This window comes from Hyphomicrobium zavarzinii ATCC 27496 (assembly GCF_000383415.1).
In the GTDB taxonomy this organism is placed as follows: domain Bacteria; phylum Pseudomonadota; class Alphaproteobacteria; order Rhizobiales; family Hyphomicrobiaceae; genus Hyphomicrobium_C; species Hyphomicrobium_C zavarzinii.
Window position 1 is genome coordinate 80,517 of record NZ_KB911263.1, and the last position, 12,992, is coordinate 93,508.

Below are 12,992 nucleotides of genomic sequence, written 5' to 3' on the forward strand. Positions count from 1 at the left end.
CATGGATGGCTCGCCGAACAAGCAAGGACCGATTCGTGGTTTCCACTCCCTCCCCAGCCTCAAGCCAGGGCAACAACGTCGCCGAATTCACCGTTTCCGAGCTCTCGAACGCGGTGAAACGGGCGCTCGAGGACGGATTTGGCCACGTGCGCCTGCGCGGCGAGATCTCAGGCTACCGCGGCCCGCATGCCTCCGGCCATTGCTACTTCTCGTTGAAGGACGACAAGGCCAAGATCGACGCCGTCGTCTGGCGCGGCAACTGGAGCAAGCTGCGCTTCAAGCCTGAGGAGGGCATGGAGGTCATCGCCACCGGCAAGATCTCCTCCTTCCCCGGCTCATCCAAATATCAGATCGTCATCGAGAGCCTGGAGCCCGCTGGCCTCGGCGCGCTGATGGCGCAACTCGAGGAGAGGAAGCGCCGCTTCGCCGCCGAGGGCCTTTTCGCCGAGGAGCGCAAGCGGCCCCTTCCCTTCCTGCCCAAGGTCGTCGGCATCGTGACGAGCCCCACCGGCGCCGTCATCCGCGACATGCTGCACGGTTTCCGCGAGCGCTTCCCGACGCGCGTCGTCGTCTGGCCGGTGCGCGTGCAGGGCGAAGGCAGCGCGGCCGAGGTCGCAGCCGCCATCCGTGGCTTCAACGCGCTTTCACCGGAAGGCGCAATTCCCCGTCCCGACGTGCTGATTGTCGCGCGTGGCGGCGGCAGCCTGGAAGACCTCTGGGGCTTCAACGATGAAGCCGTCGTGCGCGCCGTCGCCGCGAGCACCATCCCCGTCATCTCTGCGGTCGGCCACGAGACCGACTGGACGCTGATCGACCTCGTCGCCGATGCCCGCGCACCCACCCCCACCAAGGCGGCAGAATGGGCCGTGCCCAAGCACTCGGATCTCCTGCAGGAGACCGGCAAGCTCACGCTTCGCCTCTCCGTCGCCATCCGCCGTCTTCTGGAGACGTTGCGCCGCGACCTTAAATCCGCAGAGCGTGGACTGCCGCGTGCGGAGGACCTCGCAGCCCTTCCCCGCCAGCGGCTCGACAATGTCGCCATGCGGCTCGACGCAGCGCTCAGAACCCGCGTTCAGCGCAGCCACACGCGCTTCGCTCAGGTGGCCGGACGTCTGCCGAGCCCGCGCACCCTCGTCATCCATCACCGCCAGCGCATGGATACGACGGGGCTGCGCCTCTCGCGCGCCCTCTCCGCCAACACGCAAGCCCATCACACACGCCATGTGCGCATCACGTCCCGGCTCGATCCCCGTCTCCTCGAAATTCGCTTCCAGCGCTCAGCCGACAGGCTCGACGGTCTCGCACGCCGCGCGCGCGACGGCCTTGCGCGCACAGCCGCCGTGCGCCGGGCCCGGCTAGAGCGCTCCTCCGGGCGGCTTCAGCCGGCTCCCATCCGCCATCGCGTGGAACGGTGCGGCGAGCGCCTCGAAACCCTCGCCCGCCGCCTCGATCGCGCCTTCACGGGCAGCCTCGCGCAGCGCCGTCACACCCTCGAAGGCCAGGCCAAGCTCCTGGGTTCGCTCGGCTATCACAGCGTCCTGGCGCGCGGTTTCGCCCTCGTCCGCGACGCCGATGGCGCCATGGTCCGCTCGGCCGCGGCCGTAACCGTCGGACAAAGCCTGGAAATCGAGTTCGGCGACGGACGCGTCCAGACCGACGTCAAGGGCGTGAGCCCCGGAAGGCCCCCCCCGACACCCTCCCCGCGCGCAGAGCCGGGCCGCAAAGCGCCCGAAAAGCCTGCAACGACAGCCCAGAAGCGGGGCCCGGGGGAGCAAGGCTCGCTCTTCTGATAACAAAATTCGAAGTCCGTCCCTTGACGCCGCCCCCCCAATTGGCGATTTGAACGGTGCGACAGGCTCACGAGCACGCATTTCGAGCGTTCCGGCCGGCACGTATTTGCAGGACAGAGGTAACATGAACCGCTTCGACAAGCTGTTTGGCATTCGGGGCGAAGCCCAGGTGCGCTACCTCGACGGCGAGTTCCAGGTGGTCTCGCCGGGCGATTTCGTGCGCTGCGCCGTGACGGGGCAGAAGATCGATCTGGCGGATCTGCGCTACTGGAGCGTGGAGTTGCAGGAGCCCTATGCCTCCTCCGAGATTTCGCTCCAGCGCTATCTCGAATCCGTCCGCAATCGCAAGGCAGCCGGCTGACCGCCCTCCGCCTCAGCCGCGCGCAGCCCCTTTCAGCACTCCGTCCACCAGAGAGCGCAGCCGCACAAGATCGCGGTCGTCGAACTGTACCTCGATAGGCAGCGTGCGCGAGAGCGACGCAAGCTCTCCAGGCGCACCCGAGCCCCCCGCGAGACGTGCCAGATCCTTCTCGGTCGTGACCAGATCCGCGCCCAGCGCCTTTGCTTCGGCGATCAGCCCCGCGGCTTCGCCCTCCGTGAACGCGTGATGATCGGGAAACGTGCGGCGCACTAGTCTGTCCGGCCCGAAGCTTTCCAGCAGACGGAAGAAGCGCTCCGGGTTCGCGATGCCGGCATATGCAAGCAGCGACTTTCCCGCGATCCAGCCGCAGTCCCCCGTCGGCGCCACCGCCCCTCTCAGCACCGGGCCGGGAAACCGCTTCTTCAACTCCTCGAAAATCGGCGACGGCCCCTCCGGTGGATCGGCACCCATCACCACGATGCAGTCAACGAGACCGAGCTGGAAATCGAGGCGTGCCCGCAACGGACCCGAGGGAATGACACGGCCGTTACCGAATCCGCGGCCCGCATCCACGACCGCGATGGAGAGGTCTTTCGCGAGGCTCGGATTCTGCAATCCGTCGTCCATGATGACGATCTCGACACCCTCGCTCGCCGCGATCGCCGCGAGGCCCGCCTTGCGATCGCGCGAGATCATCACCCGCGCCGTCCGCGCAATGAGCAGCGGCTCATCGCCGACCTCACCTGCGCTGTGACGCTCGGGCGCGACCCAGACGGGACCGGCAAGCGAGCCGCCGTAACCCCGCGTAAGACAGACCGGCGTGACGCCATCGCCTGCGAGCATCGAAACCAGAAAGCGTGTGAGCGGCGTCTTGCCCGTGCCGCCTGCCGTGAAGTTGCCGACACAGATCACCGGCAGGCCGCACCGGAAGGGCTGCACGGCCTTGAAGCGGCGCTCGACAACACGGCCGTAGAGATCGCTTATTGGACTGAGCAGGCGTTCGGCGAGGTGCGAGCCACCGGCTGCCCCATACCACCACGAGGGCTCCTCAAGAGGCACGGCGCACGCGCGAGCCTTCGGGCAGCATCTCGATCAGCGCCTCGACCGTCCGGTCGAGCGCGCCGGCGAGCGAAGCCAGCGCCGTCTTGGCGCCGCCTCTCATGCGCTCGAGCTCACCCTCCTGCGTGAGGATCTGCTCGACCGCCGCCGCAAGCTCCTCGGCCGAGCTCACTTCGCGCGCACCCTTGCGGCGCAGAAGCGCAGTGTAGAAATCGCGGAAGTTCGTCCAGTGCGGCCCGGTAAGCACCACGGCGCCATGGCCGACGGCCTCCACCGGGTTCTGCCCGCCATGCCGGATCAGTGATCCGCCGACGAACGCAATGTCGGTAAGCGAATAGAGCGTGCCGAGCTCGCCGATGGTGTCGGCGACGTAGATGTCGGTATCCGCATCCGGCAGCTTGCCCTCAGAGCGCAGCGCTACGCGGAACCCCTTGCCCCGGAGCATCTCGGCGATCGCCTTGCCGCGCGCCGGATGACGCGGGGCGATGATCGTGCAGAAGCGCGGAAGCTTGCGCGCGATGAGAGCGTGTGCACGGCCCACGATCTCCTCCTCGGGATCGTGCGTGCTGGCAGCGACCAGGATAGGCCGTCCGTCGAGCGCCTGGCGCAGCCGCTCGAGCTCCATCACGTCCACGACGGGAGGCGGCGCGTCGATCTTCAAATTGCCGATACCCTGCACGCGCCGCGCGCCCAATCCCTTGAAGGCGCGCGCGAGCTGATCGTTCTGCGCGAGCACCAGATCGAAACGCGAGAACAGCGGCAGCGAGATGCCCTTGAGCCGTTTCCAGCGCTTGGAGCTGCGCGCCGACATGCGCGCATTGACGAGCGCGATCGGAATGGAGCGTGCCGAGGATTCCATCACGAGGTTGGGCCAGATCTCGCTCTCCGCGAACACCGCGAGATCCGGCTTCCAGTGCGAGAGGAACGCGCGCACGTACTCCGGCACGTCGAGCACGATGAACTGGTGGAACGCGCGCGGCCCAAGCCGCCGTTTGGCAAGCGCCGCCGACGTCACCGTGCCGGTCGTGAGCAGAACGGACAGATCCTCCCGTTCCGCGAGCAGCCGCTCGATCACCGGCAGCACCGCATTGGTCTCGCCCACGCTCGCCGCGTGCACCCACACGAGCGGACCGTCCGGACGCGGCAGGCCCGCCTTGCCGTAGCGCTCACCGCGTCGCTCGGGATCTTCCTTGCCTTGCCGGCCGCGAACTGCGAGCAGCAGCGGCGCGACGAGCCCGAACAGGCGGGTTCCGCCCCGGTAGAGCTTGAGCGTCAGCCCCTCGGCCGCCGGAGCAGTCAACGCCTCGGGCGGAGCAGGCGGCGTCACGCGCGCCAGATTTCCGCCCACGATCTCATAGGCACGCGCCGTCACGCGGTTGAGGCCTGCTTCCACCGCGCGCCGGCGTTCTTCGAGCACATCCTCCCCCGCGTCGGGCGGCACCCAGATCGGATCGCCGATGACGTAGGCCAGCTTCGAGAACGGCAGGTTGATGGTCATTCGGCTCCACGTCGGCAGCACGAGAAAGCGCGACGTGGCGACCGCGAACGGAACGATGGGACGGCCCGAATAGCGGGCCAGCATGGTAATGCCGGTGCCGGCCTTGCGCGCAGGCCCCGGCGGAATGTCGGCCGTCATGGAAAAGGTGCTGCCGCCCTTGAGCAGCCGCGTCGCGATCCGGAGCGCCGTCGCACCTCCGCGATCCCGCTTGCGCTCGCCCGCGCCTGCTCCCTGCACGACCTCGATGTCGAACTCGCCGAGCATGGTGCGCACCACCGCCGCATCGGAATGGCGGGCCGCGATTGCCGACACCGGAAAGGCGCCCTGGTGCAGCGTCGGCATCAACACGAACTGGCCGTGCCACATTGCCAGGATGAACGGGTGTATTTCACCCGCGCGCGCAACTGCGTCGGACGGCTCGTAGACGACGGTGGACGTATTTCGGACGAAGCGCGTGTAGCGCGCCGCAAGCAGACCGGCGAATCTGCCAATTCTCGACTCTGGCTTTGGCGATTGTGCCATCGATCGGCCTCTCTCGCCTCTCCCTGCTCGAGCCGCAATAATCCTGACGCCGTTTTCCGGACATTTCCCTATAGAGCGCTTCCGGAAAAGTGTGAAGCGGTTTCCCACATAAGAAGCACGCCAGAACAAGGACGTAGCCGATGTGGATGTTGTGGCGACGCCTGTGGACGCTGAATCATCGACAGATCCGGCAGGATAATGCTAGGGAGCCCATAGACTGGACCGCTTTGAGAGGCCGCCGTGGAACGCTCCTCTCCAGACGCGGCAATTTACGCGGGAAATCAAAGAGCACATGGCATCCCTCACAAAACGGGCACGGCGCGTTCTACGCCGCTCGGGTTGGGCGGGGCTGAGACTTGTGACGTCGGCGCTGCCGGTGTCTTGGCGCCGGCGTGCGGAGCCGTATGCCCGCTATCTCGACATGCTGCTGCTTGACCATCTTATCATCCGCCTGTTTTTCCCCAACCGGCACCGCCTGTCCGATCAAGCTTGGCGTGCCGCCCAGCCCCTGCCCCACCAGATCCGAGACGTCGCGCGGCGCGGCGTGCGCACGGTGGTGAACCTGCGGGGTCAGCTCGATACCTCCACCTACGCCTACGAGCAGGCGGCATGCCGGGAGGCTGGAATCAATCTGGTCGACTACCGGGTCCGCTCGCGCGCGGCTCCGACGCGTGACGAGGTGCTCGGCGCCCGCGAGCTGTTCAAGACCGTCGAATATCCCATTCTCATGCACTGCAAATCGGGTGCGGACCGCGTCGGCCTGATGAGCGCGCTCTACTTGCATACGCGCCACCAGATCCCGATCGCAGATGCGCGCAACCAGCTATCCCTGAGATACGGCCACATCCGCCAGGCCGACACCGGCATCCTCGATCACTTCCTCGAAGCCTATCTCGCCTATGCGGAGAAAACGCCCATCTCGTTCTACGAATGGGTGGAGACGGTCTACGATCCGAAGGACGTAGAGGCCCGCCTTCACTCCCAGAGCTGGGCTAACCGCGTCGTCGACAAGATTTTCCGCCGCGAATAACGGCCGGCAGGCCGTGCCCTGCAGCCGGGCGAGCTGTCGCGCTTCAGTTCAAAGGCAATCCCGGCGGCGGGCTGTCCGCATCGGAATCCGACAGCAGTTGCGCGCGCACGAGGCGGGCATAGGCCCCACCCCGGGCGATCAACTCGCTATGCGAGCCGGATTCGACGATGGTCCCGCCGTCCATCACACAGATGAGATCCGCGTTCTGCACCGTCGAGAGGCGGTGCGCGATCACGATCGACGTGCGCCCGCGCGTGAAATCGGCCAGCGCCTGCTGGACGAGCCGTTCCGACTGGGTATCGAGCGCGCTCGTGGCCTCGTCGAGCAGGAGGAGGGGCGCGTCCTTGAGAATAGCCGCCGCCAGCGCGAGGCGTTGGCGCTGCCCGCCCGAAAGCCGCACGCCGCGATCGCCGATCAGCGTCTCGTAGCCCTGCGGCTGGCTGAGGATGAACTCGTGCGCCGCCGCCGCCTTGGCCGCCGCCACGATCTCCTCGTCGCTCGCGCCGAGCCTGCCGAGCGCGATGTTCGCGCGGATCGTATCGTCGAACAGCGTGACATCCTGGCTGACGAGGGCGATCGAGGAGCGCAGCGACGCCAGCGTCACCTCCCGGATGTCCTGCCCGTCGATGCGGATGCTGCCGCCCGTCACGTCGAAGAGCCGGGGCACGAGATTGACGATCGTGGATTTTCCGGCTCCCGACCGGCCCACCAGCGCGACCGTCTGCCCGCCCTTGGCCTCGAGATTGAAATCGATGATCGCCGGAATCGACTCGTCGCCGTAGTGGAACGACACGTGATCGAAGCTGACCGCGCCCTCTGTGATGTGCAGCGGCTTCGCCCCCGGCAGATCCTTGTTCTTCGGCTTCTCGTCCAGGATCTCGTAGATGCTCTCCACGGCCGCGAGGCCCTCCTGGAGACGCGCCATCAAACCGCCAACCGCCTTGAGAGGCTGTGCCGCCATCAGAAGAGCGGCGGTCAATCCCATGAAATCGCCGACCGTCGAGGCTCCGCTCGAAATGCGCCAGTAGGCGACCCAGATGACGCCAGCCACGGCCGCGCCGCCGAGCGCTTCCAGCAACGCTTCCAGCCGCGCCTTCACAGCGACGCCTTTGAGCCTCAACCGGAAGACCTCCTCGAAGCTCCGGTTCACGCGGGAGGCCGCGTAGTCCTCGAGACGATAGGTCTTGATGAGCCGCGTCGCGCCGAGCTTTTCGACCAGCAGCGAGGTCATGCCGCCGAGCTCGGCCTGCGTGCGCGTCGAATTGTGGCGCACCCGACGCGCGATGCTCGCGATTGGCACGGCCGCGAACGGATAGACGCCGAGAACGACCAGCGAAATGAGCCAGTCCAGATAGAACATCGATCCCACGAGCGCGACGATCGAGAGCGTGTCCCGCATGATCGAGTTCATCGAGGCGAGGGAAGCCTGCTGGATGAACTGCACGTCGTTCGTAAGTTTGGACATCAGCCGCCCGGGCGTATCGCGGGTGAGGCGCGCATAGTCCGCGTTGATCAAATGGCGGAACGTGACGCTCTGCATGTCCGCCATCAACCGGAGAACGATCCGCTGCGTAGCAACCGTCTGCAGGTAAAGGAACGTGCTTCGCGCGAGCGTGATGAAGATGATCGCGGCGAGCACCCACGGCAGCCACGAAACGTCACCCGCGAGCAGATTGTCGAACGAGAACTTGATGACCATCGGATAGGCGCCGGTCGCCGCCGCCAGGGCCGCCGTCAGCGCAAGCGCGACGAGCAGCTCGCGCCAGCGCGGCTTCACCCAGTCCGCCAGGAAGCGAGAGAGAAGCTTGCGCGAATGGGCGTCGAGGGCAGCCTTCTTCGGGCGCGCGGTTTGCCCATGCCGTGGTGTGCGTGCGGTCGCCATCGACTGTGAAGGGCTCCTAAAGAAAACGACGGCAGTCCGCCTCTGGGCTACGCACGGCTCGGGCACGCGAAAAACGCCCGATTTTATCTTCGAGCTTAGCGGAAGTCAGCACGGCAGCCGACCGACCTCCGGTGGAGAGCTGGTAATAAGTGTATGATTTGGCGCCCATGTGGCCCTTTTCGGGGCCGCGCGGAACGTCCCGTCAGGCCGGCGCCTGCCCCGCCTTCGCCAGGGGCTCAAGAAGGCGATGCATATGCACGATGAAGTAACGCATCGCAGCATTGTCGACCGACTTCTGGGAGGCCGCCCTCCAGGCAACGAGAGCCTCCGCATAATTCGGAAAAATGCCAACGATATCCAGGCTCTTGAGGTCCCGGAACTCGATCCCTTCGAGGTCCTGCAGCTCACCGCCGAAAACGAGGTGAAGGAGCTGCTTGGGAGCGGTTTCGAGCTGGACGGTCATTCTGGATCCTCTAGATCGACAATTGAGTGCAACTTCTTTTCCTGCCCCATCCCCCAAAAGGGTTCAAGGCTGCGGCAGCGCCTGCAGGGCCGCGACCTTTTCGCACCTGTTGAAGTAGCGCGGCGCCCAATTCGCCCCTTTTCCGGCAAAAACCGGCGAATGGATCAAATTTTCATGCGTTGCTAAGCAGTTTCTTTAATCGGATCTCCAATTTGCCGTGCCAATATCTCCCCATGGCCGCACGAGACGGCTGCTCAGAAGTTGACAGGGCAAACGGGGGAACGGCGCGGAAAAAGGGGGAAACCTTACCGCGCCGAAACCTTTTCTGAGATCCGGGCTTATGCCAGCCCGGCTCCTCGGCAGACCGCCGAGGCCGCGCGACTCACAGAAGCGCCCACGGCACCATCAAAACGAGCACCGCGACCACCCATAACGCCACGTTTTCTAGCTTGGGCTCCGTCATTTCCGCCTCCCTTGCAAAGAGGGACTGACGACACACCCGAAGATGCTATAGACCCGCGCCCGAGTTTCAAGGCACAAACCGCAAAGCTTCACAGTGAAGTTGCCCAATATGTCGGCAGACGCTGGCGTGCCGTCAGGCAACGACAAGCCCGTGCGCGGATCGACATTGCCGCCGCGGGTGTCCTTCGCTAGCGTTGACCGCACCACAACCAAACCAAGAACCGACGGCCCCTGATGAGCGAAAACCCCTACTCCATCGGTCTCGACAAGAACCCCGCCAACTATCAGCCGCTGACTCCGATCGGCCTCCTGGAACGGGCCGCCGCCGTCTATCCAGAGCACACCGCCATCATCCACGGCTCGAAGCGGGTGTCCTACTCGGAGTTCTACGCGCGCGCCCGCCGCCTTGCGTCCGCCTTGGTGAGCCGCGGCATCGGCCCCGGCGACACGGTCACCGTGATGCTCTCAAATACGCCGGCCATGCTCGAAGCGCACTATGCCGTGCCGATGACGGGCGCCGTGCTTCATTGCCTCAATACCCGGCTCGACGCGCCGATCATCGCCTTTCAGCTCGATCACGCGAACTCGAAAATCCTGATCTCCGACCGCGAGTTCTCGGGATTGATGAACGAGTCGCTCGCGCTCGCGAAAGCGAAACCACTGATCATCGACTACTACGACACCGAATACCCGGACGCGGCAGGCCCCGCGCTCTCCGATCTCGATTACGAGGCCGTCCTCGCCGGCGGCGATCCGGCCTTTACCTGGCGCACCCCGCCGGACGAATGGGACGCCATCAGCCTCAACTACACGTCAGGCACCACAGGCAATCCCAAAGGCGTCGTCTACAGCCACCGCGGCGCGGCGCTGATGTGCTACGCCAACACCATCGCCACCGGCATGGGCAAGCATCCCGTCTATCTGTGGACGCTGCCGATGTTCCATTGCAACGGCTGGTGCTTTCCCTGGTCGCTCTCCGTCGTCGCAGGCACCCACGTCTGCCTGCGCTGGGTGCGAGCCAAAGCGATGTACGACGCCATCGTCGATCACAAAGTCACGCATCTCTCCGGCGCGCCGATCGTCATGGCGACGCTGCTCAACGCCAAGGACGAAGAGCGCCGCGAGATCACCCATCGCGTGGCGTTCAACCACGCCGCAGCCCCTCCGCCCGAGAGCGTGATGGCGCGCATGAACGAAGCCGGGTTCGCGCTGACGCATCTCTACGGCCTCACCGAAACCTATGGCCCCGCGACGCTCAACGAATGGCATAGCGCCTGGGACGACCTGCCCAAGCCCGCCAAGGACGCGCGCCGCTCGCGCCAGGGCGTGCGCTATCCTGCCCTCGAAGCCCTCACCGTCATGGATCCGGTGACGATGACGCGCGTTCCCGCCGACGGCGAAACCATCGGCGAGGTCATGTTCCGCGGCAACATCGTGATGAAGGGCTACCTGAAGAACCCGGAAGCCACCGCCGAAGCCTTCGAAGGCGGATGGTTTCATTCCGGCGACCTCGGCGTGCTCCATCCGGACGGCTACATCCAGCTCAAGGACCGCTCCAAGGACATCATCATCTCGGGAGGCGAGAACATCTCGTCGATCGAGGTCGAAGACGTTCTCTACAAGCACCCCGCAGTCGCGGTCTGCGCGGTGGTCGCGAAGCCCGACGAGAAATGGGGCGAAACACCCTGCGCCTTCGTGGAATTGAAGCCCGGAACGAGCGCCACCGAGGAGGAATTGATCGCGTGGTGCCGCGAGCGCCTCGCGCACTTCAAGGCGCCCCGGCGTATCGTCTTCATCGACGTGCCGAAAACATCGACCGGCAAGGTGCAGAAGTTCAGGCTGCGCGAGCTCGCGAAGGACGCCTGACGGCAGCCCGCGCTTGCTCCGAGCCCGTTTCGCTCCAAGCCACAAAGCCACCGCCAAGCTCTTTCGCGAGCACGTCGCGAGAGCCTGTTTCGCACATACGCGCGACCCGGCAGACGACACACGAGCCCTTCGGCCGTGACGCCGCTTGTGAGGCGCAGCAATGTGGGAAATTATGAAACGAGGCGATGCCGGGAGATGCGATAGCAGCTGGGAGCCAGCTCCACCGCAGCTCCGCGGAGGATCACCGAGCGCGCCTTAGTGGCGTGTCTCGGCCCCAAGCCTTACGATCTCGTCTTTGAGTTTTAGTTTCTCCTGCTTAAGCCGGCGGATCGTTACGTCGTCCGAAGCAGGTCTTGCCGTCTCCTCTTCAATCCGACGCTCGAGTTGCCGGTGCTTCTCTGAGAGTTCCTGAAGATGAGCCGAAAGCGCCATCCTGACCTCCTTTTCAGAGTTTGAAGACCGAAGCATTGTTACAGATATGCCACGAATTGTCTATTGGAAGAGCAGTCGTCGCAAATAGGACATTAAACGGCGCGCGCCCGTTAACGCGTCGCTAAGCATCGGTTTATCCATGTGTTTTATCTCAAACGCATACCGACTTGCTTGCAGAACGCAGCAAATGAGACGATAGTCCCGCCGGACCTGCGCCCTGCGTTTTCTTTGAGCACCACGCAGATCCGGCTTTCGAACGAGCATCGACATGCAGCGGCAGAACGACAGGGAGCTTCGAGAAGAGCTTGTTAAGCTCCGCTCCGAGCACCGCTTGCTGGACGACGAGATCCTCGCTCTCGAAACGGGTGGGGCGGCCGATCAGCTCACCATACGGCGGCTGAAGAAGAAGAAGCTCGCCCTCAAGGATCAGATCACCAAGATCGAGGACCAGCTGCTTCCGGACATCATCGCCTGAGCGCTGCGGACGCGCGCCCGGGATTGCGCGAGCCTAAGAACGGGCCTGCCTGGAAACCGATGACGGCCGATCCGCATTCCTGAGCCTGTCGTAGATATATGCGGGGCCAGAGGTGAGGAGAGCTGCGGCGTGAGTGCCATGCGTTCTGCCGGAATAGACCGATGGCTTTACCCAACTGACCGCGGTCTCTACTGCGAGCCCGCCGACGCCTACATCGATCCCGCGAGCCCCGTGCCCCGCGCACTCATCACGCACGGGCACAGCGATCACGCCCGTCCCGGACACGGATCAGTCCTCGCCACCGCCGAAACTATCGAAGTCATGAAGGTGCGCCTCGGCGCCGAGGCGGCCGGACGCTTCGAGGCGACCCCTCTCGGCGCCACGCAATCGCTCGCGGGCGTATCGGTTCGGTTCGTTCCCGCGGGGCACATCCTGGGCTCCGCGCAGATCGTGCTCGAATGGAATGGACAGCGGGCGGTGATCTCGGGCGACTACAAGCGCAGCGCCGATCCAACCTGCCCGCCGTTCGAACCGATTGCCTGTGACGTGTTCGTGACCGAGGCGACGTTCGCGCTGCCGGTCTTTCACCATGAGCCCGCCATCTCAGAAGTCGGCCGCCTGCTCGCCTCTCTCCGCCGCAATCCAGACCGCACGCATCTGGTCGGCGCCTACGGCCTCGGCAAGTGCCAGCGTGTGATCCGCCTCGCACGCGACGCAGGCTACGACGCGCCGATCTATCTTCATGGCGCGCTCATGGGCACGACCGAGCTGTACCAGCGGCTCGGCATTCCGCTCGGCGAAATCCGTGCGGTCGCGGACACACGCCCCGCCGATCTCGCGGGCGCCCTCGTGCTCTGCCCGCCCTCCGCTCTCGCCGATCGCTGGTCGCGCCGCTTTCCAGATCCCGTGACGGCGTTCGCGTCGGGATGGATGCGGATCAAGGGTCGCGTGCGCCAGAGCGGCGTGGAGCTTCCGCTCGTCATCTCCGATCATGCGGACTGGCCGGAGCTGATCGAAACCGTGCTCGAAACCGGGGCCGAGGATGTCTGGGTGACGCACGGCCGCGAGGACGCCCTCGTCTACGAGCTCGGCCGCCGCGGCCTCAACGCCCGCGCGCTCGCGCTCGTGGGCTTCGAGGACGAGGGAGACTAG

At 65.3% G+C, this 12,992-nt stretch carries 11 protein-coding genes; 6 read left to right on the plus strand and 5 right to left on the minus strand.

Features of this window, described 5'->3' with window-relative positions; genetic code table 11:
• Positions 1-5 precede the first annotated feature (5 nt).
• Positions 6-1,790: an exodeoxyribonuclease VII large subunit gene (gene xseA / locus F812_RS0119970; RefSeq protein WP_156827571.1), complete on the plus strand. Its 1,785-nt coding sequence runs from the start codon at positions 6-8 to the stop codon at positions 1,788-1,790.
• A 124-nt stretch (positions 1,791-1,914) separates the two neighbouring features.
• Positions 1,915-2,151 (plus strand): DUF2093 domain-containing protein, encoded by a 237-nt coding sequence (locus F812_RS0119975; RefSeq protein ID WP_020087755.1) that lies wholly within the window; start codon positions 1,915-1,917, stop codon positions 2,149-2,151.
• A 12-nt stretch (positions 2,152-2,163) separates the two neighbouring features.
• Here the strand turns inward: F812_RS0119975 and lpxK are convergent, their stop codons facing one another.
• Both lpxK and F812_RS26205 read right to left on the minus strand, forming a co-directional pair.
• Positions 2,164-3,210: a tetraacyldisaccharide 4'-kinase gene (lpxK, locus tag F812_RS0119980; RefSeq protein WP_020087756.1), complete on the minus strand. Its 1,047-nt coding sequence runs from the start codon at positions 3,208-3,210 to the stop codon at positions 2,164-2,166.
• Entirely contained in the window at positions 3,200-5,230 is a 2,031-nt protein-coding gene (locus tag F812_RS26205; RefSeq protein ID WP_020087757.1) for a glycosyltransferase N-terminal domain-containing protein, read from the minus strand. Before F812_RS26205 ends, lpxK begins: the two co-directional genes overlap by 11 nt.
• Before the next feature lie 292 nt (positions 5,231-5,522).
• On the opposite strand from F812_RS26205, the gene F812_RS0119990 reads away from it, so the two are divergent.
• The gene (locus tag F812_RS0119990; RefSeq protein WP_026868302.1) at positions 5,523-6,260 is read left to right on the plus strand and encodes a fused DSP-PTPase phosphatase/NAD kinase-like protein; all 738 of its coding nucleotides are present in this window, start codon (positions 5,523-5,525) and stop codon (positions 6,258-6,260) included.
• A 43-nt stretch (positions 6,261-6,303) separates the two neighbouring features.
• Here F812_RS0119990 and F812_RS0119995 read toward each other — a convergent pair whose 3' ends face one another.
• Positions 6,304-8,142 carry an ABC transporter ATP-binding protein gene (locus F812_RS0119995; protein WP_020087759.1) on the minus strand — a complete coding sequence of 613 codons (1,839 nt, stop codon included), beginning with the start codon at positions 8,140-8,142 and terminating at the stop codon, positions 6,304-6,306.
• Between the two features lie 202 nt (positions 8,143-8,344).
• A complete protein-coding gene (locus tag F812_RS0120000; protein ID WP_020087760.1) occupies positions 8,345-8,605 on the minus strand; it encodes a DUF4170 domain-containing protein in 261 nt (86 codons plus the stop codon).
• A gap of 696 nt (positions 8,606-9,301) precedes the next feature.
• Here F812_RS0120000 and F812_RS0120010 point away from each other — a divergent pair.
• Positions 9,302-10,933, plus strand: coding sequence for an acyl-CoA synthetase (locus F812_RS0120010; protein WP_020087761.1), 1,632 nt, complete (start codon positions 9,302-9,304; stop codon positions 10,931-10,933).
• Between the two features lie 255 nt (positions 10,934-11,188).
• Here the strand turns inward: F812_RS0120010 and F812_RS26210 are convergent, their stop codons facing one another.
• The gene (locus F812_RS26210; protein WP_020087762.1) at positions 11,189-11,365 is read right to left on the minus strand and encodes a YdcH family protein; all 177 of its coding nucleotides are present in this window, start codon (positions 11,363-11,365) and stop codon (positions 11,189-11,191) included.
• Positions 11,366-11,633: 268 nt separating this feature from the next.
• Between F812_RS26210 and F812_RS0120020 the strand changes: the two genes are divergently transcribed.
• Positions 11,634-11,840 carry a YdcH family protein gene (locus F812_RS0120020; RefSeq protein ID WP_020087763.1) on the plus strand — a complete coding sequence of 69 codons (207 nt, stop codon included), beginning with the start codon at positions 11,634-11,636 and terminating at the stop codon, positions 11,838-11,840.
• Between the two features lie 138 nt (positions 11,841-11,978).
• Positions 11,979-12,992 carry a ligase-associated DNA damage response exonuclease gene (locus F812_RS0120025; RefSeq protein ID WP_020087764.1) on the plus strand — a complete coding sequence of 338 codons (1,014 nt, stop codon included), beginning with the start codon at positions 11,979-11,981 and terminating at the stop codon, positions 12,990-12,992.